Genomic DNA, 25,255 nt, shown 5'->3' with positions numbered 1-25,255 from the left:
TTTTGGCACCGGTGGCGGAAATGGGCAATTTATTCCAGCGCCACCGCGCCATTGTCCCGCCTTAGCGGAATTGCGGTCAGTGCGACCGCGAGGGGCAGCGGCGAATACGCGTGGGGGAATAACGCCCCGCCGCGCGCGCGTTCCCAACGGATTGTGTCGCCAAGCGGGGGCAGATCGATCGACACCACGAACAAATCGGTTTGCCCTGCGAAATGCTTGTCCACGGTCGCGGTCACCTGATCGGCGGTCGATAGGTGGATGTAGCCGTCGACCAGATCGACCGGCGCGCCGGTGAACACGCCGCTCGCCTGCCAGGCAGCCCACTGCTCCGCCGTCAGGATTTTGTAGGCAGTCGTTGCGCTCATTCTTCGGTTGGCTCGATATCGGCGGGGGTATCGCTTGCCAGCTCACCGCTCGACGGCTCGGCAGCATCCTCCGCGACATCTTCGGCAAGCCGCACGGCGCTGACCACATGTTCCTTGTCGGCCACATTGAACAGCCGCACGCCCGCGCTGCCGCGGCCGATGACGCGTAGCGTGGTCAGCGGCAGGCGGATCAGCTTGGCCTGATCGCTGACCAGCATCAGCTGGTCGGCGCGGATCGTGGGGAAGCTGGCCACGACCGGCCCGTTGCGTTCGATGTTGTCGATATTGACGATGCCCTGGCCACCGCGACCGGTGCGGCGGTATTCATACGCCGACGACAGCTTGCCATAGCCATTGGCGCACACGGTCAGGATGAACTGTTCGGCCTCGGCCAGTTCGGCAAACCGCTCAGCGTCCATCGCCGGATCGCCCTCGCGTTCGGCTTTCCACGGGGCGAAGCGCAAGTATTCGTCGCGTTCGTCCTGGTCGCGCGTGCCGACGCGGTGGAGGATCGACAGCGAAATCACTTCGTCGCCGTCCTTGAGCAGCATGCCGCGCACACCGGTCGATTGCCGGCTCTGGAATTCGCGCACGTCATTGCCGGGGAAGCGGATCGCCTTGCCCTGGCGGCTTGCCAGCAGCACGTCGTCGCCGTCGGACAGCAGCGCCACGCCGATCAGGCGGTCGTTATCGCCTTCTTCGAACCGCATCGCGTATTTGCCGTTCGACGGGATGTTGGCGAACGCATCCATTGCATTGCGCCGCACATTGCCCAGCGCGGTGGCGAACATGACGTTGAGCTTGCCCCATTCCGTTTCGTCTTCGGGCAGCGCGAGTACGGCGGCGATCGTTTCGTTCTGGTCGAGCGCGGGCAACAGGTTGACCACCGGGCGGCCGCGCGTAACCGCGCCGCCTTCGGGCAGGCGCCATACTTTCAGGCGATAGACTTTGCCTGCGGTCGAGAAGAACAAGACCGGCGTATGCGTGCTGGCAACGAACATCGTGCCGATCGCATCTTCGTCCTTGGTCGCCATGCCCGACCGGCCTTTGCCGCCACGGGCCTGTGCGCGGAACGTGGAAAGCGGAGTGCGCTTGATATAGCCGTCGAGCGTGATCGTCACGACCATGTCTTCGCGCTCGATCAGGTCTTCGTCTTCTATGCCATCGGCGGCCGCCATGATTTCCGACATGCGCGGCGTGGCATACGTCGTGCGCACCGCCATCAATTCGTCGCGCATGACGCCGTACAGTTTTACGCGATCGGCCAGGATCGACAGGTATTCGGTGATCGCCTTGGCCAGGATCTCCAGCTCGTCGCCGATCTCGTCGCGGCCGAGCGCGGTCAGGCGGACGAGGCGCAGTTCCAGGATCGCGCGGACCTGCGTTTCGGACAGGCGATAGGTCGCCGCATCGGTCACCGCGTCGTCTTCGATCGCTTCGACCAGGCGGATATAGGGCGCGATATCGCCCATCGCCCATTCGCGCGCGAGCAGTGTTTCGCGCGCAACGCCGGGGTTGGGCGATCCGCGAATGATCTTCACCACTTCGTCGAGATTGGTGACCGCGATGACCAGCCCGAGCAAGATATGCGCACGATCGCGCGCCTTCATCAGTTCGAATTTGGTGCGCCGCGTGATCACTTCCTCACGGAAGCGGACGAAGCTTTCGATGATGTCCTTCAGCGTCAGCGTTTCGGGACGACCGCCCCGGATTGCGAGCATGTTGGCGGGGAAATTCGACTGCGCCGGCGTGTTGCGCCACAACTGGTTGAGCACCACGTCGGGCGTGGCATCGCGCTTCAGGTCGATGACCACGCGCACGCCTTCGCGATTCGATTCGTCGCGGATATCCGCGATGCCTTCGATGCGCTTGTCCTTGGCGGCTTCGGCGATTTTTTCGACCAGGCCCGATTTGCCGACCTGATAGGGGATCGAGGTCAGCACGATCGAACGCCGGCCATCGCCGCGCCCGCGCGTTTCCTCGACGATATGCCGCGCGCGCATGATGATCGATCCGCGCCCCTCGGTATAGGCCTTGCGCGCGCCATGCGTGCCCAGGATCAGCGGCGCGGTGGGGAAATCAGGGGCCGGCACGATGCGGATCAGATCGTCGATCGAAATCATCGGATCGTCCATATACGCAAAGCACGCGTCGATCACTTCGCCCAGGTTGTGCGGCGGGATGTTCGTTGCCATGCCGACCGCGATCCCGCCGGCGCCGTTGACCAGCAGGTTGGGATAGCGCGCGGGCAGGACTTGCGGTTCGTTTTCGGCGCCATCGTAATTGGGCTGAAAATCGACCGTGTCTTTTTCGATATCGGCGAGCAGCGCTTCGGCGACTTTGGCCAGGCGCGCTTCGGTATAGCGCATCGATGCCGGCGGGTCGGGGTCCATCGATCCGAAATTGCCCTGGCCGTCGAGCAGCGGCAGCCGCATCGACCAGTCCTGCGTCATCCGGGCGAGCGCATCATAGATCGCCGAATCGCCGTGCGGATGATATTTGCCCATGCAATCGCCGACGATACGCGCCGATTTGCGATAGGGCTTGTTGGGGGTAAATCCGTTTTCGTGGCTGGTCCACAAGATGCGGCGATGCACCGGCTTCAGCCCGTCGCGCACATCGGGCAGCGCGCGCGACACGATCACGCTCATCGCGTAATCGAGATAGCTGGATTTCATCTCATCAACGATGTCGATCTTCTGAAATTCCGGCTGACCTGTTGGTTCGGGCGGATCGATCATGGTTTCATCGCTCACGGGCGGCGTTCTCGCTGTTGGGCAAATTCGGCCCGCCGCGACACTATCGTCGCGCCAAACCGATTTCATGTCGCGATACTGTCATCACGCCATGGTTGCCATACGGGTTCAAGCCTTTGGCCCTAGACCGTGGCGTCGCCAAAGGCCAGTCGCGGCGAGCCCGGACCCCGCGTTTTTCCACATGTCGCTGGTTCCGAACCGTTCAATCCGCGTTCAGTCCACGGGGCTTAGCCAGAATGCGTTGCAAAGGCGCAAAAACCGCGCCAAACGACGACACATCACAACCGGCCGCGCAGGGGACCCTTCTGCCAAGCTGCGGCCCGGGCGAACATGGAGAGCAAGGTTATGCGGGGTACATTTGCATCATTCGGTCGGCCAGTTGTGGCCGCTGCGCTCGCGGCGGCACCTGTGGCAGTGGTGGCAACGCTGGGTATCGCTGTTGCGGCACCCGCCATGGCGAAGGACGCGCCCAAAGCGACCAATTCAGCCGAATTCTCCAAAGTTGCCGGGCCGTTCCAGAAATCGTTCAATGACGTTCTGGCCAAGAAAACCGCCAAAGTCTCCGATGCCGAGCTGAAGGCTGCTGCCGAACCGCTGGTGCCGCAACTGGCCACGATCGAAGCCGGGGTGAAATCGCCGCTCGACCGCCTGATCTTCGGTGACTGGCAGCGCCAGGTCGGTGGCTGGACAGGTGACACCGCGTTGACCGCCAAGGGTTTGCAGAACATGCTCGACAGCGGCCAGTTGCAGCCCAACATGGTCGGCACGGTCAGCGCTATGCTCGGCCAGATGGCCTTTACCGGCAAGGATTATCCGACCGCCATCAAGACGTTGTCGCCGCTGATGTCGGACCCCAAGGTCGATGACGCGGTGCCGCAGATGCTGGCCGAATCCTATGCGTCGTCGGGCCAGCCCAAGCAGGGCCTGGACGCTCTGAAAGCCGCCATCGCTGCGCGCAAGGCCGCCAATCTGCCTGCGCCCGAGGAATGGTACAGCCGGGGCAACCGCATTGCCTATAGCGCGAAATTGCCCGCCGAATCGACCGAATGGGCAATCTTGCTGGTGCAGGCCTATCCCACCCCGCTGAACTGGCTGGGTGCGGCACAGTTGGTGCGCAACAGCGCGACCAATTTTACCGGTCAGGAAGAGCTCGATATCAGCCGTTTGATGGACCAGGCAGGTTCACTGAAGCTTGACCCCAAATATGTCGAACGGGAATATATCGCCTATCTGCAGGCGGTCGATGCCCGCCGTTATCCGGGTGAAGCCGTGCGTATTGCCCAGCAGGGCATTTCGACCGGCGCGCTGAAGGCGTCGGACACTTTCGTCAAGGATGTCATGACGCAGGCCGGCCCGCGCGTTGCTGCCGACAAGGCGTCGTTGCCCGGCCTGGCCAAGGAAGCGGCAACAGCGCCATCGGGCAAAGTCGCCGCGGCGGCGGGCGATACCTATCTGTCGTATGCCGATCCGGCCAAGGCCGAGGAAATGTACACGTTGGCGCTCAGCAAGGGCGGCGTCGATGCCGACAAGGATCGCATCCTGACTCGCCTGGCGATTGCGCAGATCGACGAAGGCAAGTACCCCGACGCCAAGGCGAACCTGGCCAAAGTCGGCGGCACCCGCACGGGGATCGCGCGGCTGTGGGCGATCTATGCCGATCAGAAATCAGCCGGGAAGTAAGCCGCAACCTGTTCCCCTCCCCTGACGGGGAGGGGATCTATAAGTGATCAATCCACTGGGCTGAAGGCACCCGTCGCCTCGTCCATCACGTGCAGCAAGCCGTCGCTGATCGCGAAAAATGCCCCGGTCAGCCGCAATTTGCCAGCGGCTTCCTTTTGCGCGACGCACGGGAATGTGCGCAGATTGGCCAGGCTGGTGCGCACGCCTGCCAGTTCCATCGCGCGTTCGGCCGCGTGGCCGGTTGTGCCGTATTGTGCGACGACCGGCCCGCGCGCTTCGTCGAGCAGCGCGATCCAGTCGGCGATGAATCCGCCATGGCCAGGTTCTGTGCCCTGCAGGCTTTGATCGAGCGCCGCCTTGCAGCCGCCGCACATGCCGTGGCCAAGCACGACGATTTCCCGGACCTTGAGCACCTGGATCGCGAATTCCAGCGCTGCCGATACGCCATGGCGCCCCGGCGTCGTTTCGAACGGGGGCACCATCGCGGCGACATTGCGCACGACGAACATTTCGCCCGGATCGGTATCGAACACTTGCGCGGGATCGACGCGGCTGTCGGAACAGGCGATTACCATGACTTGCGGGGATTGTCCGTCGCGCAATTCGCGCCAGCGCGCCAGTTTCGGGGTCCAGTCCTGCGTGCGGAAGCGGCGATATCCGGCAATCAGATGATCGAGTTCGGGCGAGATGGGGTCGGCCATGATCGTTTCTCCCAGTTATGCGTAGCGCCCGCTCCAATGGGCAATGTTTGCCGCCAGCGCAAGCGCGTGTGGGCTCTGGCAATTCATGCGGCAAAGGATTATCTGAAACCCATGACAGACCAAACGAACGCGCCCGTCCGCCAGCGCAAGCCCGACTGGATCCGGGTCAAGGCACCGACCAGCCACGGCTATAACGAAACGCGCAAGCTGATGCGCGATCTGAAGCTGAACACCGTGTGCGAAGAGGCGGCGTGTCCCAATATCGGCGAATGCTGGACCAAGAAACACGCCACGGTGATGATCCTGGGCGATGTCTGCACGCGGGCATGTGCGTTCTGCAATGTAAAGACCGGGATGCCGCGCGCGGTCGATGTGACCGAGCCGGGCCATGTCGCCGAGGCGGCAGCGCGCATGGGGCTGCAGCATATCGTGATCACCTCGGTCGATCGCGACGATCTGCCTGATGGCGGCGCGGGGCAATTCGTCAAGGTGATCCGCGCGTTGCGCGATCAGACGCCGGATACGACGATCGAAATCCTGACGCCCGACTTTCGCGGCAAGATGCTGCCCGCGGTCGAAGCGATCGTGGCGGCCGGACCCGATGTCTACAACCACAATCTGGAAACCGTGCCCCGGCTGTATCCCACGATCCGGCCCGGTGCGCGGTATTACGCCTCGCTGCGCCTGCTCGAAGAGGTCAAGCGGCACGATCCGCGCATATTCACCAAATCGGGCGTCATGCTCGGGCTGGGCGAGGCCCGGCTCGAAGTGCACCAGGTGATGGACGACATGCGCAGTGCCGGGATCGATTTCCTGACGATGGGGCAGTATCTGCAGCCCACGCCCAGGCACACCAAAGTGATCGAATTCGTCACGCCACAGGCGTTTTCGGCTTATGGTGCAATCGCGCGGGCGAAAGGCTTCCTGCAGGTCGCGGCGAGCCCGCTGACGCGGTCAAGCTATCATGCGGGCGAGGATTTTGCGCAGATGCGCGCCGCGCGCGAAGCCCAGATTGCCAAGGCGCAATTGGCCCAGCCCGCCAAAACGCCCGCCAAAACGCCCGCCTGACATGCCGCGCATTGCCGAAACGCGCGATCTCGTGTGGTCGCCAGAACAGATGTTCGACCTGGTAGCCGATGTGAAGCGCTACGCCGAATTTTTGCCGTGGGTCGTCGGCACGCGCGTGAAATCGGACGATGGCCAGGTGATGATCGCGGACATGATGGTCGGGTTCAGCGCGCTGCGCGAGAAATTCACCAGCAAAGTGACCAGGGATCGGCCCGGCACGATAACGGTCGACTATCTCGATGGTCCGATGAAGAGCCTGTCGAACACGTGGGTCTTTGCGCCCAATGGCAGTGGCGGGTGCCGTATCGATTTCGTGTGCGAATTCGCGTTTCGCAATGCGCTGTTCGAAAGGCTGGCCGGGCAATATCTCGATCGCGCGTTTCGCAAGATGGTCGCGGCATTCGAAACCCGCGCGGCGAAGCTTTACGCAGATCAGGCGCCGGGCGGCATCAGCAGCTCCAGCGCGACCAGCGCGGCCTGACGCCGTACTTCGGACCGGCCGCCGGGCCCGCTGAAGTCGCCGTCGAACAGCTTGGTTTCGGCCTCGACCGCATCCTCGTCTTCGCGGTTGTGTCCGGCGCAGGCGAAAACCACCGTACCGACCGGTTTCTGGTCCGATCCGCCATCGGGGCCGGCGATCCCGGTAATCGCAACCGCAACATCACAGCCGGAGCGGGTCAGCGCTCCTTGCGCCATCGACCATGCGACCGCGACCGACACTGCGCCGAAGGTGTCGATCAGATCCTCCGGTACACCCAGCATCTCGATCTTTGCAGCATTGGAATAGGTGACGTAGCCGCGATCGAACACCGCGGAGCTGCCCGCGATTTCGGTCAGCGCGGCTGCCACCAAGCCGCCGGTACAGCTTTCGGCAACAGCGACAGTACGCCCCAGCGCCTTGTTTGCGGCGATCACGCGCGCGGCGAGTTCAATGACGTCGGCGTAAAGCAAATGGTCCATGAAACCTCAGGTCCTTCAATGCACCGGCTGCGGGTTCGTCGTGATATCCGTGCTATCAATGCCCGGCACGGCAATGGGGCACAACGGCAAGCGTAATTTTTTGCCTGCCACCACAGTCTTGCCGGAATTGGTCGATTCGACCCGCCGGACGACGAGGGCGATCAGCCCTGCGGTGTTTTCGGGCGGAAGTGGCGCCATCAGCGCCAGCGCGCTTTCGATATCGGCGCAATCGCCGGGATGGACGCCCTGGACCACGAATTGCTGGACATAGCCACTCGCCATATCCTGCAGCGTGCCGTCGGGCAGCAGCGCGGCGAATTTGCCCAGGCCGCCGCCGGCAATTTTCAGCACCGCCGCGCGCGCGACCGGCCACGCGCCTGCCTGGCCCATGCGATAGCGCGCGGACAGTCCGGCGCCCTGCGAGGCGAGATAGCCATCGCGCGCCAGGACGGGCCGGCAGAACTGGGCGGTAGCGTCGATCACCGAGGGCAGGGCATAGACGAGTGTCGCGTTGAGTTCGGCAGGGGTCATGCAGCTGTCGCTGGCAGCCTGCGCCGCTGTGGCAGAGCCAAGCGCGACCAGCGCAAGCATCGCGCGCAGCACGGTCATGCGGCAACAACCGTGGCAATGGCCTGCGCCGCGATGCCTTCGCCGCGGCCGGTCAGGCCAAGGCGTTCGGTGGTGGTGGCCTTGACGCTCACCTGGTCGGTTGCAATGTCCATGATCTGGGCCAGCCTTTCGCGCATTGCGGTCTTGTGCGGCCCGATCCTGGGCGCCTCGCAGATAATCGTGACATCGACGTTGCCGATCGCAAAGTCGCGCGCGCGCACGAGACCGGCAGCATGCGCCAGAAAGCGGTCGGACGATGCCCCGCGCCATTGCGGATCGGATGGCGGAAAATGATCGCCGATATCGCCCGCCGCGATTGCGCCAAGCAGCGCATCGACCAGCGCATGGATCGCGACATCGGCATCGCTGTGGCCGGACAGGCCTTGGTGATGATCGATCTTCACCCCGCACAGCCACAGCTCTTCGCCGTCTGACAGACGGTGTACATCAAAGCCAAGGCCGGTGCGGGTGGTCATGTCGGGTGCGGTGTCCGTTGCCAGAAAGTCGTGCGCGAACGTGACTTTGCGCAAGCGCTCGTCGCCGGAAACGAGCGCGATGGCAAGCCCCGCGCATTGCGCGACAGTGGCATCGTCGCCGGCCTCGCGCGTTTGATCCCAAGCGCGGTGTGCGGCGAGAATATCGCCAAAGCGGAAGGCCTGCGGTGTTTGCACGCGGTACAGGCCGTCGCGCGATTCTGCGGTCTGGCGAAAACCCCCGGCTCCGCGCACGACGCTATCCACCACGGCCAGCACCGGAATCGCGCCGGGCGCGGTATCCAGGGCCGCGACCAGCGCGGTGATCACATGCGCGGGCAGGTCCGGCCGCGCGGCATCGTGGATCAGCACGCGCGTCACATCGCCGGCCTCTGCCAGCGTTTCCAGTGCTGCGCGCACCGAATCCTGGCGCATGAGGCCGCCTGCGACCAGCGTTACCGGCAACCCGGCGAGTGCCGCCTCGGCCACGGCCCGGCCGTCGTCGGGGATTGCCACGACCACCGGGGTGGCGCCGGCGGCCAGCAGATGCTCGACGCTGTGCCGGACCAGCGGCACGCCCCGCCACGGCGCGAACTGCTTGGGCACGCCGCCGCCAGCACGCAGGCCCTTGCCGGCGGCAACGACCACAGCGGCGAATGCGGTTTTTGGGTGCGGCGCGAATTCCATCGTGTGCGCCCCATACAAACTTGCCCATCGCGCGGCAATTGGCTAACGCGTGCCTGTTTTTTAGGCAGATTGCGACGCAAGAATGAGCATGACGGTTGAACGCCCGGTGTTGAAGCCCATCACGATCGGTCCGGTGCGGATCGATTGCCCGGTCGTGCTTGCCCCGATGACCGGGGTGTCCGACCTGCCGTTTCGCCGCATGGTCCGCCGCTATGGCTCGGGGCTGAACGTCACCGAGATGATCGCCAGCCCTGCCGCCATCCGCGAAACGCGGCAATCGATCCAGAAAGCCGCCTGGGACCCGATCGAGGAGCCGGTGTCGATGCAACTGATCGGGTGCGAGCCTGCCCAGATGGCCGATGCCGCACGCCTGTCGCAGGATCGCGGCGCCGCGATCATCGATATCAACATGGGTTGTCCGGTGCGCAAGGTCGTCAATGGCGATGCCGGATCGGCGCTGATGCGCGATGTCACGCTCGCGGCCGCGCTGATCGAGGCCACGGTCAAAGCGGTGTCGGTGCCGGTAACGGTCAAGATGCGCATGGGCTGGTGCCACGACAGCCTGAATGCGCCCGAGCTGGCCCGGATCGCGCAGGATCTGGGCGCGCAGATGATCACGGTCCATGGCCGCACGCGCAATCAGATGTACAAGGGTTCGGCCGATTGGCGCTTTGTGCGGCGGGTCAAGGATGCCGTCACGATCCCGGTCATCGTCAATGGCGATATCTGCGCCATCGCCGATGTGGCCGATGCGCTCGACCAGAGCGGCGCCGATGGCGTGATGATCGGGCGCGGCGCGTATGGCCGGCCGTGGTTTCTGGGCCAGGTGATGCATTGGCTCGATACCGGCGAAGTGCTGGGCGACCCTTCGATCGGCGAACAGTATGACGTGATCGTCGAACATTATCAGGACATGCTCGGCATCTACGGCACGACCGTGGGCGTCAATATGGCGCGCAAGCATCTCGGTTGGTACACCAAGGGCCTGACGGGATCGGCAGAGTTTCGCAATCGCGTCAATTTCATCGATGATCCCGACGCTGTTCTGGCGAGCCTGGGCGATTTCTACGGGCGGTTCGATCCGGCGGGCGAGCGTCTGGTGGCATGATCGCTGCGTCCGACTGGCCTGCGGACATGACCGACCGCGGCAGTGGCCCCGAACCCAGGCACCTGATCGCCAGCCTGCCGCAGGCGCTGTTCCTGCTTGCGCCCGATCTGGCGCTCGCCTCGGTCAATCCGGCGGGCGAGCAACTGGCGGGGCAGGGCGCGAGCCGCCTGATCGGGCGCCGGTTGCGCGATGTGTTCGTGTTCGAGGAACCGCTGATCGTCGAACGGCTGAGCGAGCGTGAGGCCAATCTCGTGGCGCGAGGCACCCTCGTGCGGATCCTTGATCAGCCCGCGCGACCGATCGACCTGATGACCGCGCCGGTGGCGCATTTTCCGGGCTGGCAGATGCTGGTGTTGCAGGAACCCGTCGGTGTCGAGGCGCTGACCCTGGGCATGGCGGGCGACGATGGTGCGGGCAATGCCGTGCTGCGCGCGCCCGAAGTGCTGGCGCATGAAATCAAGAACCCGCTCGCGGGCATTCGCGGCGCCGCGCAATTGCTGGATCGCACCGCCAGCGAGGCCGACCGCGCGCTGACCGGGCTGATCACGCGTGAAGTCGATCGTATCGCCAAACTGATCGACCAGATGCAATCGCTCAGCCGCCGCGGCGCCGAGCCCGAGGCCGAATGCAACTTGCACGAGGCGTCGCGCCATGCGCAGGCGATCCTGGCCGCAGGGGGTGCATCGCGGATGGTCGTCGAAGAGGAATTCGACCCCAGCCTGCCTCCGATCAGCGCCAACCCCGATCAACTTGTGCAAGTGTTGCTCAACCTGATGGCCAACGCCCGCGATGCCTGCGCCGGGCTGCCAAACCCGCGCATCATCGTGCGCACGCGGTTTGCCAGCGGCATTCAGGTGCATCAGGCCACTGGCGGCAAGCCGCTGCGGCTGCCGATTGAATTGCGCGTCAGTGACAATGGCGGCGGCGTGCCGGTTGCGCTGCGCGATCATATTTTCGAACCGTTCGTATCGAGCAAGAAAAACGGGCAGGGGCTGGGCCTGGCGCTCGTGCAGAAGCTGGTGCGCGATATGAACGGGCGCGTTACGCATGATCGCGACGAGGCGAAGGGCCTCACGCATTTCCGGCTGCATCTGCCCGTCGCGGGATCGGCGCCGAGTAGAGAGGCAAGGCCATGACGGCCCGCGCGGTCCTGCTGGTGGAGGACGACGTGTCGGTCGCGACGGTGATTACCGCTGCGCTGAACGCAGAGGGCTATGTCGTCACGTGCAGCGACAGCATCGCCGGGCGCGATCGCCTGCTCGCGCGCGGCGAATTCGCGATCATGCTGACCGATGTGATGCTGACCGATGGCGACGGCATCGAAACGCTGCCCGCCGTGCGCGAGCGCTATCCGCATCTGCCGGTGATCATCCTTTCGGCGCAGAACACGCTCGATACCGCGGTGCGCGCCAGCGACACCGGCGCGTTCGAGTATTTTCCAAAGCCCTTCGATCTCGATGAACTGGTCGGCGCCGTGCACCACGGCATCGGTCAGGGCCTCGACCGCGCGCGCGCGCCCGAACCGACTGCCGAACCCATTCCGCCGGGTCTGCCGCTGGTCGGGCGCAGCGCGCCGATGCAGGCGGTATACCGGATGATCACACGCGTGCTGCGCAACGACCTGACCGTGCTGATCCTGGGCGAATCGGGCACGGGCAAGGAACTGGTGGCCGAAGCGATCCACCAGCTTGGCAACCGCGGCAGCGGACCGTTCGTCGCGGTCAACGCCGCCGCGATCCCGCACGATCTTATCGAAAGCGAGCTGTTCGGGCACGAAAAGGGCGCGTTCACCGGCGCGACCGCGCGGCATCTTGGCAAATTCGAACTTGCCGCCGGTGGCACGTTGTTCCTCGATGAAATCGGCGACATGCCGATCGAGGCCCAGACGCGGCTGCTCCGCGCGCTGCAATCTGGGCGCATCCGCCGCGTCGGCGGGGCCGAAGACATCGTGCTCGATTGCCGGATTATTGCGGCGACCAACCGCGATCTGATGCCGATGATCGCGGCGGGCACGTTTCGCCAAGACCTGTATTATCGCCTGGCCGTGGTGCCGATCGAACTGCCGCCGCTGCGCGATCGCGCCGACGATATCGCCGCGCTGTCTCACCATTTCCTGACTTGCGCCGCCAACGAAGGCCTGCCGCGCCGGCAATTGACTGCCGCCGCCAGTGCGTTGCTCGCGCGCCAGCCATGGCGCGGCAATGTCCGCGAATTGCGCAATCTGATCTATCGTCTGGCCTTGATGGCGCGCGACGATGTGATCGACGTGGCCGCGATTGAACCGATGCTGGCAGGTGAGGCGCCAACCCGCGCGCCCGAGCCGCGAGCGCCTGGCGATCTTGCGGCTGTGCTGGGCCAATGGCTGATCGAAAATCCTGGCGTGCCCGGGCAGCTCTACGATGACGCGCTGGCGATGTTCGAGCGTCCGCTGTTCCTGCATGTGCTGGCGCAGACGGCGGGCAACCAGTTGCGTGCCGCACAGATCCTGGGGATCAACCGCAACACATTGCGCAAACGGCTGCAGGAACTGGGCATTCACCCCGAAGATGCCGCGATTCGTGCGTTATCCGGCGGATTGCCCTTTCGGCCCGGCGCAGGTGAGCCACAGTCGGCGTAATAATGCTTGCATTTGGGCAACAGGGGTGTTGTCAGACAGCAACTATGGTCGCACCAATCGCCGCTAAACGATCCAGTCGAGCCCGTCGTTTGCCCATTTGGTGGCGGCGCCTGTTGATCTTGCTGCGCCGCGCCAACGTTTTCCTCCTGCTCGAAACGATTACCGCCATTTCGCTGGTGATGATGGTCACGCTCAGCTGGATCAAATTGAATCCGGAGGCTGCCGGCGATCAGCTGTTGCCGGCAAAACTGACCACGTCGTTGCTGATCGGGTCACTGGTCCCGGCGATGACGCTGGTCGTGCTTGCGGGCCGGCGCATTGCGCTGGCGCGGGCCAAGCATTCGGGCATGGGCACCAGCGGCCGGCTGCATGTTCGCCTCGTCTGGCTGTTTTCGATGATCGCGGCGGTGCCGACGCTGCTGGTGGTGATCTTTGCCTCGCTGCTGTTTCAATCGGGCGTCGAATTCTGGTTTTCCGACAATTCGCGCGGCATGCTCGACAACGCCAACAGTCTGGCCAAAGGCTATTACGCCGACAAATTGCGCGACGTGGGCAAGGAAAACGTCGCGATGGCGGGCGACATGCGCAGTTATCTGGTCCAGGCGCCGATCGCCAGCCGCGAATTCCGCGAAGGCTATGCCTGGCAGGTGATCAGCCGCAAGCTGGACGAATCTGCGATCATCGAGCGCGGCGAGGACGGCAATCTGCGTACTGCAGCCATTGTCGACCCCAATCGCAACGACACGCGTCAACGCGTGAGCGCCGATGAATTGCAGCGCATGGCCAAGGGCGAGCCTTATGTCGTCAACGCCTCGGCCGAAAAAATCGAATCGGTCGCACCGATCGACCGCGCGCGCGGCATCTATCTTTATGTCGCGCGCAATTCCGATCAATTGGCCTTCAGCCAGTGGAAACGCGCCGAATCCGTGCTTGGCGCCTATGATATGCTGACCCGGCGCGCGCGTGCGTTGCAGGTGCGGTTCAATCTGGCGTTGCTGGGCATATCGTTGTCGCTGGTCATGCTGGCGGTGTGGGCCGCCTTGCGCCTGGCTGACCGGCAGGTCGCGCCTTTGGTCGAGCTGGTCGTGGCCGCGCGCAAGGTCGGCAGCGGCAATTTCGCGATGCGCGTCGCGCATGGCAAGGCGTCGGACGAAGTCGGGATGCTGGCGCGCGCGTTCAACCGCATGACCGCGCAGCTTGAGACCCAGACCCAGGCGCTGGTCAGCGCCAACACGCTGCTGGGCGTGCGCCGGACGTTTATCGAGGCGGTGATCGAATCGATTACCGCGGGCATCGTCTCGATCGATCGCGAGGGCACGATCCGCCTGATCAACAGCTCGGCGCAAAAGTTGCTCGACGAAAACACCAGCGGTGATCTGGTCGGCGCCGAACTGCAGAACGTCGCGCCGCAACTGCACCAGCTGGTGATCAGCGGCGACGCCAGCGGCCTGGTGCATTATGCCAAGGGCGGCGACCTGCTGACTCTGGCAGTCAAGGTTACACAGGACGCGAATGGACACGTCGTCACGTTCGAAGATATTACGCGGCAGTTGATCGACCAGCGCCGCGCTGCCTGGTCCGACGTTGCCCGGCGTATCGCGCACGAAATCAAGAACCCGCTGACCCCGATCCAGCTTGCGACCGAACGGTTGAAACGCCGCTATCTGCGCCAGATCACCACCGATCCCGAACTGTTCGAGGAATTGACCGCAACGATCATTCGCCAGGTTGGCGATTTGCGCAAAATGGTCGACGAGTTTTCCGAATTCGCGCGCCTGCCCAAACCGGTGTTCCGCGCCGAAGATGCCGGCGAACTCGCGCGCCAGGCGATCTTCCTGCAGGAAGTCGCGCACAATGGCATCGCGTTTTCGTTCAGCGGATCGACCAACGAACCGTTCGAGGCCGACCGCCACCAGTTCAGCCAGGTCATGACCAATGTGCTGAAAAACGCGATCGAAGCCATCGAGGCGCGCGCCAAGCTGGAAGACATCGACTACAAGGGGCGCATCGCCGTGTCGCTCGACAGTGATGCGGCATCGATCACGATCTGCGTCGCCGACAACGGTGTCGGCCTGCCCGCAGAGCGTGACCGCATTCTTGAACCTTATGTAACGACGCGCGAAAAAGGCACCGGCCTGGGCCTGGCGATCGTCAACAAGATCGTCGAGGAACACGGCGGCGAAATGGCCTTTGCACCGATTTCCGGTGGCGGCGCACAAGTCACGATGCGCTTTGCCCGGTCGCAAGCCCACGAAAACCCCGATCAGACTGATGCGTTGCGCCCCGCTCCCTCGCCTCCTGGCGCAACGTCCCCCGAAAAGGCCGTGCGCCAAAGCGCACGGTGAAGGATTACCCCGATGGCTCTTGATATCCTGATCGTCGACGATGAACGCGACATCCGCGAACTCGTCGCAGGCGTGCTGAGCGACGAAGGCTATATGTGCCGCGTCGCCGGCGACAGCACCGCCGCGCTCGCCGCAATCGACGAACGCCGCCCCAGCCTGGTGCTGCTCGACGTCTGGCTCCACGGCAGCCCGATGGACGGGCTCGAAGTGCTCGATGAAATCAAGAAGCGCGAACCCGAATTGCCGGTCGTGATATTTTCGGGCCACGGCAATATCGATACCGCGGTTTCGGCAATCAGCCGCGGCGCGATGGATTTCATCGAAAAACCGTTCGAGGCCGAGCGCCTGCTGCTGCTGGTCGAACGCGCGACCGAAACCGAACAGCTGCGCCGCGAAAACGCGCGCCTGCGTCGCGATTTCGGCATGGCCGACGAATTTACCGGTAATTCGTCGCTGATCAACACGGTACGTGCCACCTTGAAACGCGTCGCGCATACCGGCAGCCGGGTGTTGATCACGGGCCCGGCCGGATCGGGCAAGGAAGTTGCGGCGCGGTTGCTGCACAGCTGGAGCAACCGCGTCGATCGCCCGTTCGTCACGGTCAATTCGGCGCGGATCACCTCCGAACGGTTTGAACAGGAGCTGTTCGGCGAGGAAATCGACGGCAAGCTGGTGCGGGCAGGGCTGCTCGAAATGGCCGATGGTGGCACGCTGTTTCTCGACGAGGTGGCCGATATGCCCGCATCGAGCCAGGCGCGGATCCTGCGCGTGCTGACCGAACAGGCGTTCGTGCGCGTCGGCGGGTTTCGCCAGATCCGCGTCGATGTGCGCGTGGTATCGTCGAGCTCGCGCCCGCTCGAACACGAGATTGCCGAGCGCCGTTTCCGCGAGGATCTGTTCTATCGGCTGAATGTCGTGCCCGTGGCGATCCCGCAACTGGCCGACCGGCGCGAGGATATTCCGGCGCTGATCGACCATTTCTTTGCGCGGTTTGCCACCGAACAGGGCCTGCCTGCGCCGGGCGTCGCATCCGAAGCCATGGCCGCACTGCAAAGCTATGACTGGCCGGGCAATGTCCGCCAGTTGCGCAATGTGGTCGAGCGCACGATGATCCTGGTCCCGCGCGGACGTCTCGCGCGGATCGAGAGCGACATGCTGCCCACCGAAATCATCGCCACACCGATGGCAGGCGACAACAACACCGCATCGCTGATGGGTGTACCCTTGCGCGAGGCGCGGGAAAATTTCGAACGCGAATATCTGCGCGTCCAGATCCGCCGGTTTTCGGGAAACATTTCGAAGACCGCGAGCTTTATCGGGATGGAACGCTCCGCCTTGCATCGCAAACTGAAATTGCTCGGCATGGTCGAACGCCGCGAAGACGAGGACGAAGAGGCAAGCTGATCCTTGCTATCACTGCAAATTGACCCGGGTTTTTGGGGCAAAGGTGGCGCATACGCAAAACGGCGGGTTTACGGCGAGGGAGGAGGCCGGTATTGTCCGAGTCCCTCACCGGCGCGGCGCAAGCCATGCCAGATCGCGAAAATTGACCGTTAAACCGGCAATCGAGCCAATATAAAACGCCAAGGATTCAAAACATGGCAGGTCGCACTTTGTCTGCACGCCCTCGCTCCGCCAAGGATGATGAGGATATCGACGCTGCTTCGCACGCTGAGTCGCCCGCACCGTCAGCGGCCCCGGCAAAGGCCCCCGCTGCCGCGCCAACGGCGGCTCCCTCTGCGATTCCCACCGGAGGCAAGGGCCAGAACCTGCAGGATGTGTTTCTCAACCATCTGCGCAAAAACAAGATTCCTGTCACGATGTTCCTGGTCAAGGGCGTCAAGCTGCAGGGCATCGTTACCTGGTTCGACAATTTCTCGATCCTGCTGCGGCGCGATGGCCAGTCGCAACTGGTCTACAAACACGCGATCAGCACGATCATGCCCGGCCAGCAACTCTCGGTCGCGCATTTCCAGTCCGGCGGTGACGAGACCACCAAGAAACGCCTGCTGCAGGAAGTGTTCCTGTCGAGTGTCCGCGACGCCGGCGTGCAAGTGACGATGTTCCTGGTCAATGGCGTGATGTTGCAGGGCAAAGTCGCTGCGTACGACTTGTTCTGCATGCTGCTCGAGCGCGAAGGCTATGTGCAGCTGGCGTACAAGCACGCGGTTTCGACGATCCAGCCCGCCGGCCATGTCGACCTCTCGGGCGACTGGGACGGCGAGACGGTCTAAAAATCCTCCCCGGCACGGGGAGGGGGACCACGCGAAGCGTGGTGGAGGGGCCTCGCCCCGGGGGAGACCCTCACGATATCGCCCGAACCAACGGCCCGTCATCGCGCGGTTAGCGCCATGAGGCACCGCCCCTCCACCGCTGCTTCGCGCGGTCCCCCTCCCCGTGCCGGGGAGGATTTTGGTTCCCACCCACCCCGCGATAGTCTAACCCCCGGACGATGACCGGATTTGAATTTGGACGTAATCCCGACGACCTGATGGGCGAAGTGACGCGTGGCGCGAAGGCGCTCGTGGTCCTGCCCGACATGCGGCAGAAAAACGCGCTTGATGCCGAATCGCGGCTCGAAGAGGCGCTGGGTCTGGCACGCGCCATCGGCATCGAGATTGCCGATGCCTTTATCCTGCCGATCCGTGCGGTGCGGCCTGCCACATTGTTCGGCGAAGGCCAGGTCGAGCGGATCGCCGTCGCGTGCGAGCAATCGAGCGCGGAACTGGTGATCGTCGACGGTGCGCTGTCGGCGATCCAGCAGCGCAATCTCGAAGACAAATTGCGTCGCAAGGTGATCGACCGCACCGGGCTGATTCTCGAAATTTTCGGTGAGCGCGCGGCGACCGCCGAAGGGCGGATGCAGGTCGAACTGGCGCATCTCGATTACCAGGCTGGGCGGCTCGTGCGGTCGTGGACTCACCTTGAGCGGCAACGCGGTGGCTTCGGCTTTCTGGGCGGCCCCGGCGAAACGCAGATCGAGGCCGACAGGCGCCTGATCCGTGGCCGGATGGCGCGCATCCGGCGCGAGCTGGACCAGGTGCGCAAGACGCGCGGGCTGCATCGCGAGCGGCGCCAGCGTGCGCCGTGGCCGGTGATTGCGCTGGTCGGCTATACCAATGCGGGCAAATCGACGCTGTTCAACCGGCTGACCGGCGCGACGGTCATGGCCGAAGACCTGCTGTTCGCGACGCTGGACCCGACGATGCGCGCGATCCGTCTGCCGGCGGTGGACAAGGCGATCCTGTCCGACACGGTGGGTTTCATTTCCGAGTTGCCGACGCAACTGGTCGCGGCGTTTCGCGCGACACTGGAAGAGGTGACCGCGGCCGACGTGATCATCCACGTGCGCGATGTCGCCAATCCCGCCAGCGCCGAGCAGAAGCGCGAAGTCGAAATGATCCTGACCGATCTGGGCGTGATCGATGCCGAAGGTGCGAGCGTGCCGATCATCGAAGCATGGAACAAGATCGACATGCTGTCCGCCGACGATCGCGCGATGCGCGCCGATCTGATCGCGCACCATGTGCCCGACCGCGTCGCAGTGCCGATCTCGGCGGTGACGGGCGAGGGGGTCGATGCGCTGATCGAACGCGTTGGCATCATACTGACCGGTGAAGCGCAGACGCTGGACATCACCGTGCCGATGGCCGAGGGCCAGAAGCTGGCCTGGCTGCACGCGCACGGCGAGATCCTGTCGGAACACGATATCGAGGATTCGCTAGGCGCGCCCGCCTCGCGCATCCGCGTCCGCCTTACGCCGCGTGAACTGGGGCGGTTCTCAAGCCTGTGATTTTTCGTCCGATTTGACTGCCTGCCACAACGCTTCCTGCGCTGCCAGGTCGCGGCCCGCGATGGAGCCGCCCGCCAGCGCCTCCATGCCCCGAAACCGGCGCTCGAATTTTGCATTGGCGGCGCGCAGCGCGTCTTCGGGCGCAATGCCATAGGCGCGCACGAGGTTTGCTGCTGCAAACAGGAAATCACCGGCTTCCTCGAGGCGTTCGGCATCGGTCGTCGCGGCGGCCAGTTCGGCAGTTTCTTCGACAACCTTGGCGGTGGGGCCGGCAGGATCGGGCCAGTCAAACCCGACACGGCTTGCGCGTTTCTGCAATTTTTCCGCGCGCATCAAGGCGGGCAGGGCCAGCGCTACGCCTTCGAGTGCGCTGGTTGCGCCTTTGGCCGCGCGTTCGGCGGCCTTGGCGTTTTCCCAGCGGTCCTGCCGTGATTGCCCGTCCGGATCTTCGCTGCCGAAAATGTGCGGGTGACGCGCTTCCATCTTGTCCGAAATCGCGTTTGCCACGTCGGCAAACGCGAATTGGCCCGCATCCTCGGCAATGCGGGCATGGAACACGACCTGCAACAACAGATCACCCAGTTCCTCGCGCAGCGCAGGCATGTCCTGGCGCGTGATCGCGTCGGCGACTTCGTAGGCTTCCTCGATCGTATAAGGCGCGATCGAGGCAAAATCCTGTGCCAGGTCCCATTCGCAGCCGCCGACCGGATCGCGCAGTCGCGCCATGATCGCAATCAGCCGGTCCATGGCGCGGGTATTCGAAAGTGACGTCATGCCCCGCGTGATGCGCAATTCCGCTTTGGCTGGCAAGACCGAAGGGTCACTGCGCGGGGATCAGCGCAATCAGGCGAAAATCGCCGCGATCGACGTCGGCAAGCACATGTTGCATAAAAAACAGCGCGCCGTCTTGCGGATGGTCGAACCGGCGCGGGCCGCCTTCGCGCCCCAGAACGCCCTGTTGCGCCCACAGCCGGGCGAACAGCGGACTGTTGCCCTGCAACGCTTCGACCACGCTGCGCACGCGTGGATCGTGCATGCCCCGACCGTAATCGCGGCGGAACTCGGCCATCGCGCGCGCGCACCGCGCTTCATGATCGGGCAACAGCGCCCGCGCCGCGGGATCGGTAAACACATAGTGCAGCAGATTGGGAACGCCGGGATTGCGGTGATCGAACAGCCCGGCGAACAGGTGCTGCGCGGCGGTATTGGCGACAATGACATCCCAGGCGGGATCGATGGCATAGGCGGGGTGGGGCAGGGCCGCGACAATCGCCGCGATGGCGGGCGGCGCGCCAGCACCGGCCCGCATCGACAGATCGGCAGGATCGTGACGCGCGGCCAGCGCAAACAGATACGCCCGTTCCGCCTGCCCCAGCCCGAGGGCATCGGCAAGCCGCGCAAACGTTGCCGCCGATGGCCGCACGGCGCGGCCCTGTTCGATCCACGTCACCCAGGTCGCCCCGATACCGGCGCGCGCGGCAAGCTCTTCGCGGCGCAGGCCCGGCGTGCGGCGGCGCGTTCCCGGTGTGTCGGGGCTGAGATTTTCGCGGCGCGCACGCACGAATGCACCCAGTTCGCGGCGCTGCTGCCCGGCGTGTTCAGTGTGTTCGCCGTGTTCATCCTGTTCGTGATCCATCATGGGTACGGTTATACCATGATACGTTTGTCCATTGTAACAGGGTATTTATACCAGCATCACGCCGTCGACCGAGATTGACGGCAGGGAAGCACGCAGATGACACAAGATCAAAATACCGTAATCCGACACCAATTCGGCGATGTCGCTGCCGACTATGTGAGCAGCCTCGTTCACGCCACCGGCGCCGATCTGGCGCGGATCGCGGAAATCGCAAGGCTTTGTGCGCCAGCCACCGCGCTCGACTTGGGTGCAGGGGGCGGGCACGTCACTTATGCGATGGCGCCGCACGCCGGACAGGTCATCGCAACCGATTTGTCAGAGGATATGCTGCACGCCGTTGCGGCCGAGGCCGCGCGACGCGGGTTGGCCAATATCGTCACGCTGACCGCAGAGGCGGGGGCGCTGCCGCTGGCCGATGCCAGTTGCGACATGCTTGCGTGCCGGTTTACGCTGCATCACTGGCGCAACCCGGCGGCGGGCCTGGCCGAAGCGCGCCGCGTGCTGAAGCCGCGCGCGCCTGCGGTCTTTATCGATGTGATCGCTCCGCCCGAACCGGCCGCCGATACGCATCTGCAAGCCGTGGAACTGTTGCGCGATCCATCGCATGGCCGCGATTTTACCGTTCGCGAATGGCAAGCGATGCTGGGTGCAGCGGGGTTTGCCGTGACCGCCATGACAATGTCGCGTTTGCGCATGGATTTTCCCACCTGGACCGCGCGGATGCGCACGCCCGATCTGCATGTCGCGGCCATTCGGGCCTTACAAGGCATGGCAGGCGATGAAGTCGCGCGGCATTTCGCTTTGGAACCAGACGGTTCGTTCACGATCGACGTAATGCTGATCGAAGCGCGCTGAAGCGGCTGCACCGGAATGGAGTCAACACCTGCGAATCGGCCTCATTTTGGCGGTTGTTTGGCTCGCCATTCACCCTGTTTCGGGGTGATTGGCGGGCCAGGAGAAAGCGATGCGACGGGACCGGGCAATGCATTTCGATGCGGCAGCGTTTGACGGCGGCAACGATACGGTCGAGCGTGTGCTCGATCTGCTGGGCCAGGCCCTGTCCATTCTCGACCGCGAAAACCTGTTGATTGCGGCAGCAAAGATTGATGAGGTTCGATCGGCCTTGCGCGACTTTGCTGGTCCCGGGCAATGTCGCCATATCGACGTACAACAGTCTATTTGATTGAACTATACGCGAATAGCCATTAACAACTGATTTTTACCGCAATATGCGGAGTTGTTGTGATAGTTAAAAACGAAAATAGCTCCGGCGTTCTCCGCACACCGGATGAGCGTTTCGCGGGGCTGCCGGACTATGCCTTTGCGCCCCATTATCGGATGATAGAAGATCCGGAGGCGGGCACGCTTCGCATGCATTACATCGACGAGGGGCCGCGCGATGCCCCGATCGTGTTGATGCTGCATGGCAATCCGACCTGGAGTTACCTCTATCGGCATATGATTGGGCCCGTCGTTGCGGCAGGCTACCGGGTCATCGCGCCCGACATGATCGGCTTTGGCCGGTCGGACAAGCCGGTCGCGCGCGCGATGTATGGCTTCGACAGGTTTGTGGCGTGGATGACAGCGTTCGTCGAGGGGCTGGATCTGCAAGGGATCACGCTTGTCTGCCAGGATTGGGGCGGGCCGATCGGCCTGCGCGTGCTGGCCGCCCAACCCGATCGGTTTGCCGCGGTGCTTGCGACGAATACGCTGCTGCAGAACTGCGACCCGCCGCCATTGGGGGTGGCCGACTGGCCTGGCGCAGGCATCGCTGCCTGGATCGAAACCTGCCGGACCAGCGATGACCTGCCTGTCGCAGAACTGGTCGCCGGCGCCTGTGTGACCCGGCCGTCGCCCGAAATCCTGGCGGCCTACGATGCGCCATTTCCAGATGCCCGGTACAAATCGGGCGTGCTGCAAATAACCTGCGGCATTCCCGTGGACGAGGCCGCCGAAGGCCTGGAGGCCAACCGTGCGGCCTGGCGGTTGCTGGAGCAATGGCACCGTCCGTTCCTGACCGCGTTCAGCGATAGCGATCCTGCAACGATCGGTTGGGAGGCCGTGTTTCAGCGCCGCGTCGCCGGAGCCGTCGGACAGCAGCACACCCGCGTCATCGGCGCGGGCCATTTCGTCCAGGAAGACCGCGGCGAAGACCTTGCGCGCGTGCTGATCGCGTTTCTGCAAAGCAGGTGAGGGCCTGTGCTGTATCGCTCGCAGCGCCGGTCGTCGAAACCTGGAAAGGTCGAGCGCTGCCAAGCGCCCACACCCGGATCGCCCACACTCGTATCAGCGACTTTTGGGTGCCTGAACGCGCTCGGATAGTTCCTTGTAACGCATACGGGCTGCGTCCCACCGAAACAATCGCGCGCCCCTTTGGATTCTGCTCCTGACTATCACATCAGCGTGGCCGGCGTTCAGCGTTTCAGTGACGACGATAACGTTTGCACCGTCTTCGATCTCGTGGTCGCGCATGCCGTTGCGATGCCAATCGCCGGCAAGGAAGGTCAGCGCGATCGTCGGCACCGCCAGAACCTGCCGTAGTTGGCCGTCGATCACTGCATAGAGCAGCGTTGCGCTGTGCCAGCCAAACCCGCCCGCGTAACCGTCGGACCATGACGCGCGGATGCCGAAGGCCGTCACGCCGGGCGCTATCCGGTAAGGAGCGAGATCAAGCCGATCATAAGCGGACGGCGGGGCCGCGTGTCCGCCGTTCGACACCGAGTCCTCGGCGGCCTCGGGACGGCTTGGTAACAGTGACCTGTCCCAATCCACATTCGCCTCGACCTCGATCGGCCGGGCCACGAGCTTCGGTCGCCCCGCGCCATCGATCATGACAAGCGCGACATAGGCATGCAGCGGTGCGGAAGATCCACCGCCCGAACACCCGTCTGCTTTGACCTTGCTCGGGCCGTTGCCGCCTGTGCAAACGAGCGCGACGAAGGATCCGGTCCGCGCTGCCCACGGCTTCAGGCCGACCATGCCGACCGCCCCTGTGTCGGCGACCGGTACGACGAGCCGCGCGACTGCCGACGCCGTGATTCCCGGCGGTAGCGTCGAACCAAGATCGTCGGGAGACGGCGCCCCGCTCATCTGCTCGGCAAACACTTCCCTGGCTTCCGGCGTTCGCGGGGTCGCCGAAGCAGCCCCGGCTCCGTGTGTGGCCCGAGCCTGCACGGCACCGGTTTGCAAGCTGAGGACGAAGGCCGATAACGCCACGCCGGCCAAGCGTGCCAGCAGTCGCGCGCGCCCCGCGCCTGCGTCCAGACCTGTGCTCGTGTGTCCCGTACCCATGGATTGTTACCTTCGCCAACACATCGCAGAACCCGGATGCCTCATACAAAGGTGCCTTACACCGCCGCACGATGGCAAGCGCGGTTCGGACACGCGGGCCGTGCTCCCGGTCGGGCCGGGGAACTTTCTGGCTGCTACGGCGTCGGCCGCTGTATCGCAAGCTGGCCCAAAACCGCACGACAAGCGTTGGACAACGCCAACCCGGTAACGATCGAGATTATCGTTCTGGATCGGGTTTGTCGATTTCCACGATATTCTTGCACTGGTCCATCAGCCAGCGCAGGCCAGCATCCTGCTCGCGCGCACGATGGTATTGCAGCATTTCGCGCATGATCGGAAAATCAAACGGCGGCGCAACATGCGCGATGGCAATACGTCCGGCAAAAACCCGCGCCAGCCGTTCGTGCATAAGCGCCAGACGGGTTGTTCCGACCAGCATTTCCGGGACGAGCAGGAACGAAAACACCCGGACCTCGATCCGCCGCCCGACCCGGCCAAGTTCGCGCAGCCGATTTTCGCCGAACGATCCTGGCCGGGCATTGCCCATTTCTGCCACCACATGCCCTGCGTCGAAAAAATCGCGTTCGGTCATCGTCCGCGCAAACACTGGATTGGCGGCGCAACCGACCACGACATGCCGCTCGTCAAACAGGAATTCGCAGGGATGGTCGGGCGAGGTATATTCGGCCGGTGTGATCACCAGATCGAGATCGCCCTGGCTCAATTCGATCGACAGCCGATCCGATGGCGGAACGAGCTCGACCGTTACCTGCGGCGCGATATGCTGCAACAGCGGGATCAGCCGCGCGAACAAGACTGCTGCCAGATAGTCCGATGTCCCGATCCGGAAGCGCCGGTTGGCAATGGCCGGATCGAACAGGGTCGAGGCCGACACCATCGCATCGACATCGGCGAGCAGCGCGGTGATCATCGGGCGCAAGCTGAGCGCATGCGCGGTCGGGGCCATGCGTTTGCCATGCGCGGTGAGGATCGGATCATGGAAATAATCGCGCAACCGTCCCAGCGCTGCACTCATCGCCGGCTGGCTCATGTGCAGGCGATCAGCAGCACGCGAAACGCTGCGCAATTCCAGCAAGACGTCGAGCGCAACAATCAGATTGAGATCGAGACCTTTGAACCTCATGACACATAAGCTATTTGAT

The 25,255-nt window shown here is 63.9% G+C and carries 23 protein-coding genes; 13 read left to right on the top strand and 10 right to left on the bottom strand.

Going from position 1 to position 25,255, the window contains the following annotated elements; all coding sequences use genetic code 11:
• Positions 1–29 precede the first annotated feature (29 nt).
• Both ACOOE2_RS10460 and gyrA read right to left on the bottom strand, forming a co-directional pair.
• Entirely contained in the window at positions 30–365 is a 336-nt protein-coding gene (locus ACOOE2_RS10460) for a DUF952 domain-containing protein (RefSeq protein ID WP_420382946.1), read from the bottom strand.
• Positions 362–3,121 (bottom strand): DNA gyrase subunit A, encoded by a 2,760-nt coding sequence (gene gyrA, locus ACOOE2_RS10455; RefSeq protein WP_420382945.1) that lies wholly within the window; start codon positions 3,119–3,121, stop codon positions 362–364. The genes ACOOE2_RS10460 and gyrA overlap by 4 nt, the downstream gene beginning before the upstream one ends.
• Before the next feature lie 381 nt (positions 3,122–3,502).
• On the opposite strand from gyrA, the gene ACOOE2_RS10450 reads away from it, so the two are divergent.
• Positions 3,503–4,801, top strand: coding sequence for a hypothetical protein (locus ACOOE2_RS10450; RefSeq protein ID WP_420382944.1), 1,299 nt, complete (start codon positions 3,503–3,505; stop codon positions 4,799–4,801).
• Positions 4,802–4,848: 47 nt separating this feature from the next.
• On the opposite strand, the gene ACOOE2_RS10445 is transcribed toward ACOOE2_RS10450, so the two are convergent.
• Positions 4,849–5,502, bottom strand: coding sequence for a carbonic anhydrase (locus tag ACOOE2_RS10445; protein WP_420382943.1), 654 nt, complete (start codon positions 5,500–5,502; stop codon positions 4,849–4,851).
• 111 nt (positions 5,503–5,613) lie between these two features.
• Between ACOOE2_RS10445 and lipA the strand changes: the two genes are divergently transcribed.
• The gene (gene lipA / locus ACOOE2_RS10440) at positions 5,614–6,570 is read left to right on the top strand and encodes a lipoyl synthase (protein WP_420382942.1); all 957 of its coding nucleotides are present in this window, start codon (positions 5,614–5,616) and stop codon (positions 6,568–6,570) included.
• A gap of 1 nt (position 6,571) precedes the next feature.
• Positions 6,572–7,051 (top strand): type II toxin-antitoxin system RatA family toxin, encoded by a 480-nt coding sequence (locus ACOOE2_RS10435; RefSeq protein ID WP_420382941.1) that lies wholly within the window; start codon positions 6,572–6,574, stop codon positions 7,049–7,051.
• On the opposite strand, the gene ACOOE2_RS10430 is transcribed toward ACOOE2_RS10435, so the two are convergent.
• The 3 genes from ACOOE2_RS10430 to ACOOE2_RS10420 are packed head-to-tail and all read right to left on the bottom strand — an operon-like array spanning position 7,003 to position 9,299.
• On the bottom strand, positions 7,003–7,530 hold the full coding sequence (locus tag ACOOE2_RS10430) for a CinA family protein (RefSeq protein WP_420382940.1): 528 nt from the start codon (positions 7,528–7,530) through the stop codon (positions 7,003–7,005). The two genes, ACOOE2_RS10435 and ACOOE2_RS10430, sit on opposite strands and share 49 nt — an antisense overlap.
• 15 nt (positions 7,531–7,545) lie before the next feature.
• A complete protein-coding gene (locus tag ACOOE2_RS10425) occupies positions 7,546–8,139 on the bottom strand; it encodes a hypothetical protein (protein ID WP_420382939.1) in 594 nt (197 codons plus the stop codon).
• The gene (locus ACOOE2_RS10420; protein WP_420382938.1) at positions 8,136–9,299 is read right to left on the bottom strand and encodes a bifunctional 2-C-methyl-D-erythritol 4-phosphate cytidylyltransferase/2-C-methyl-D-erythritol 2,4-cyclodiphosphate synthase; all 1,164 of its coding nucleotides are present in this window, start codon (positions 9,297–9,299) and stop codon (positions 8,136–8,138) included. The genes ACOOE2_RS10425 and ACOOE2_RS10420 overlap by 4 nt, the downstream gene beginning before the upstream one ends.
• Positions 9,300–9,381: 82 nt before the next feature.
• Between ACOOE2_RS10420 and dusB the strand changes: the two genes are divergently transcribed.
• The 7 genes from dusB (at position 9,382) to hflX (ending at position 19,162) form a co-directional block, all read left to right on the top strand.
• Positions 9,382–10,407, top strand: coding sequence for a tRNA dihydrouridine synthase DusB (gene dusB, locus ACOOE2_RS10415; RefSeq protein ID WP_420382937.1), 1,026 nt, complete (start codon positions 9,382–9,384; stop codon positions 10,405–10,407).
• Between the two features lie 26 nt (positions 10,408–10,433).
• Positions 10,434–11,543 (top strand): two-component system sensor histidine kinase NtrB, encoded by a 1,110-nt coding sequence (locus tag ACOOE2_RS10410; RefSeq protein ID WP_420382936.1) that lies wholly within the window; start codon positions 10,434–10,436, stop codon positions 11,541–11,543.
• Positions 11,540–13,024, top strand: coding sequence for a sigma-54-dependent transcriptional regulator (locus ACOOE2_RS10405; protein ID WP_420382935.1), 1,485 nt, complete (start codon positions 11,540–11,542; stop codon positions 13,022–13,024). The genes ACOOE2_RS10410 and ACOOE2_RS10405 overlap by 4 nt, the downstream gene beginning before the upstream one ends.
• Before the next feature lie 110 nt (positions 13,025–13,134).
• A complete protein-coding gene (locus tag ACOOE2_RS10400; protein WP_420384591.1) occupies positions 13,135–15,369 on the top strand; it encodes an ATP-binding protein in 2,235 nt (744 codons plus the stop codon).
• Between the two features lie 12 nt (positions 15,370–15,381).
• Positions 15,382–16,773, top strand: coding sequence for a sigma-54-dependent transcriptional regulator (locus tag ACOOE2_RS10395; RefSeq protein WP_420382934.1), 1,392 nt, complete (start codon positions 15,382–15,384; stop codon positions 16,771–16,773).
• 194 nt (positions 16,774–16,967) lie between these two features.
• Entirely contained in the window at positions 16,968–17,603 is a 636-nt protein-coding gene (gene hfq / locus ACOOE2_RS10390) for an RNA chaperone Hfq (protein WP_420382933.1), read from the top strand.
• Between the two features lie 218 nt (positions 17,604–17,821).
• A complete protein-coding gene (hflX, locus tag ACOOE2_RS10385; RefSeq protein WP_420382932.1) occupies positions 17,822–19,162 on the top strand; it encodes a GTPase HflX in 1,341 nt (446 codons plus the stop codon).
• On the opposite strand, the gene mazG is transcribed toward hflX, so the two are convergent.
• Both mazG and ACOOE2_RS10375 read right to left on the bottom strand, forming a co-directional pair.
• Positions 19,151–19,936 carry a nucleoside triphosphate pyrophosphohydrolase gene (gene mazG / locus ACOOE2_RS10380; RefSeq protein ID WP_420382931.1) on the bottom strand — a complete coding sequence of 262 codons (786 nt, stop codon included), beginning with the start codon at positions 19,934–19,936 and terminating at the stop codon, positions 19,151–19,153. The two genes, hflX and mazG, sit on opposite strands and share 12 nt — an antisense overlap.
• Before the next feature lie 46 nt (positions 19,937–19,982).
• Entirely contained in the window at positions 19,983–20,801 is an 819-nt protein-coding gene (locus ACOOE2_RS10375; protein WP_420382930.1) for a helix-turn-helix transcriptional regulator, read from the bottom strand.
• Positions 20,802–20,897: 96 nt separating this feature from the next.
• On the opposite strand from ACOOE2_RS10375, the gene ACOOE2_RS10370 reads away from it, so the two are divergent.
• From ACOOE2_RS10370 to ACOOE2_RS10360, 3 genes are all read left to right on the top strand, one after another.
• Positions 20,898–21,656, top strand: coding sequence for a class I SAM-dependent methyltransferase (locus ACOOE2_RS10370; protein ID WP_420382929.1), 759 nt, complete (start codon positions 20,898–20,900; stop codon positions 21,654–21,656).
• A gap of 127 nt (positions 21,657–21,783) precedes the next feature.
• On the top strand, positions 21,784–21,984 hold the full coding sequence (locus tag ACOOE2_RS10365; RefSeq protein WP_420382928.1) for a hypothetical protein: 201 nt from the start codon (positions 21,784–21,786) through the stop codon (positions 21,982–21,984).
• A 59-nt stretch (positions 21,985–22,043) separates the two neighbouring features.
• The gene (locus ACOOE2_RS10360) at positions 22,044–22,994 is read left to right on the top strand and encodes a haloalkane dehalogenase (protein WP_420382927.1); all 951 of its coding nucleotides are present in this window, start codon (positions 22,044–22,046) and stop codon (positions 22,992–22,994) included.
• A gap of 93 nt (positions 22,995–23,087) precedes the next feature.
• Here the strand turns inward: ACOOE2_RS10360 and ACOOE2_RS10355 are convergent, their stop codons facing one another.
• Both ACOOE2_RS10355 and ACOOE2_RS10350 read right to left on the bottom strand, forming a co-directional pair.
• The gene (locus ACOOE2_RS10355; RefSeq protein ID WP_420382926.1) at positions 23,088–23,906 is read right to left on the bottom strand and encodes a hypothetical protein; all 819 of its coding nucleotides are present in this window, start codon (positions 23,904–23,906) and stop codon (positions 23,088–23,090) included.
• A gap of 403 nt (positions 23,907–24,309) precedes the next feature.
• The gene (locus ACOOE2_RS10350) at positions 24,310–25,236 is read right to left on the bottom strand and encodes a LysR family transcriptional regulator (RefSeq protein ID WP_420382925.1); all 927 of its coding nucleotides are present in this window, start codon (positions 25,234–25,236) and stop codon (positions 24,310–24,312) included.
• Positions 25,237–25,255 lie beyond the last annotated feature (19 nt).

Source organism: Novosphingobium sp., assembly GCF_965214355.1.
Taxonomy (GTDB): domain Bacteria; phylum Pseudomonadota; class Alphaproteobacteria; order Sphingomonadales; family Sphingomonadaceae; genus Novosphingobium.
The sequence above is the reverse complement of the archived record's forward strand: the minus strand, read 5'-3'. Positions and strand labels throughout refer to the sequence as shown.

Excerpts from the sequence above, each read along its gene's own strand:
- ACOOE2_RS10430 (WP_420382940.1), bottom strand. The coding sequence starts at position 7,530 with ATGGACCATTTGCTTTACGCCGACGTCATTGAACTCGCCGCGCGCGTG.
- hflX (WP_420382932.1), top strand. The coding sequence starts at position 17,822 with ATGACCGGATTTGAATTTGGACGTAATCCCGACGACCTGATGGGCGAA.
- lipA (WP_420382942.1), top strand. The coding sequence starts at position 5,614 with ATGACAGACCAAACGAACGCGCCCGTCCGCCAGCGCAAGCCCGACTGG.
- ACOOE2_RS10395 (WP_420382934.1), top strand. The coding sequence starts at position 15,382 with ATGGCTCTTGATATCCTGATCGTCGACGATGAACGCGACATCCGCGAA.
- dusB (WP_420382937.1), top strand. The coding sequence starts at position 9,382 with ATGAGCATGACGGTTGAACGCCCGGTGTTGAAGCCCATCACGATCGGT.
- ACOOE2_RS10405 (WP_420382935.1), top strand. The coding sequence starts at position 11,540 with ATGACGGCCCGCGCGGTCCTGCTGGTGGAGGACGACGTGTCGGTCGCG.
- ACOOE2_RS10365 (WP_420382928.1), top strand. The coding sequence starts at position 21,784 with ATGCATTTCGATGCGGCAGCGTTTGACGGCGGCAACGATACGGTCGAG.
- ACOOE2_RS10435 (WP_420382941.1), top strand. The coding sequence starts at position 6,572 with ATGCCGCGCATTGCCGAAACGCGCGATCTCGTGTGGTCGCCAGAACAG.
- ACOOE2_RS10410 (WP_420382936.1), top strand. The coding sequence starts at position 10,434 with ATGACCGACCGCGGCAGTGGCCCCGAACCCAGGCACCTGATCGCCAGC.
- ACOOE2_RS10425 (WP_420382939.1), bottom strand. The coding sequence starts at position 8,139 with ATGACCGTGCTGCGCGCGATGCTTGCGCTGGTCGCGCTTGGCTCTGCC.
- hfq (WP_420382933.1), top strand. The coding sequence starts at position 16,968 with ATGGCAGGTCGCACTTTGTCTGCACGCCCTCGCTCCGCCAAGGATGAT.
- ACOOE2_RS10445 (WP_420382943.1), bottom strand. The coding sequence starts at position 5,502 with ATGGCCGACCCCATCTCGCCCGAACTCGATCATCTGATTGCCGGATAT.
- ACOOE2_RS10375 (WP_420382930.1), bottom strand. The coding sequence starts at position 20,801 with ATGATGGATCACGAACAGGATGAACACGGCGAACACACTGAACACGCC.
- mazG (WP_420382931.1), bottom strand. The coding sequence starts at position 19,936 with ATGACGTCACTTTCGAATACCCGCGCCATGGACCGGCTGATTGCGATC.
- ACOOE2_RS10420 (WP_420382938.1), bottom strand. The coding sequence starts at position 9,299 with ATGGAATTCGCGCCGCACCCAAAAACCGCATTCGCCGCTGTGGTCGTT.
- ACOOE2_RS10460 (WP_420382946.1), bottom strand. The coding sequence starts at position 365 with ATGAGCGCAACGACTGCCTACAAAATCCTGACGGCGGAGCAGTGGGCT.
- ACOOE2_RS10350 (WP_420382925.1), bottom strand. The coding sequence starts at position 25,236 with ATGAGGTTCAAAGGTCTCGATCTCAATCTGATTGTTGCGCTCGACGTC.
- ACOOE2_RS10370 (WP_420382929.1), top strand. The coding sequence starts at position 20,898 with ATGACACAAGATCAAAATACCGTAATCCGACACCAATTCGGCGATGTC.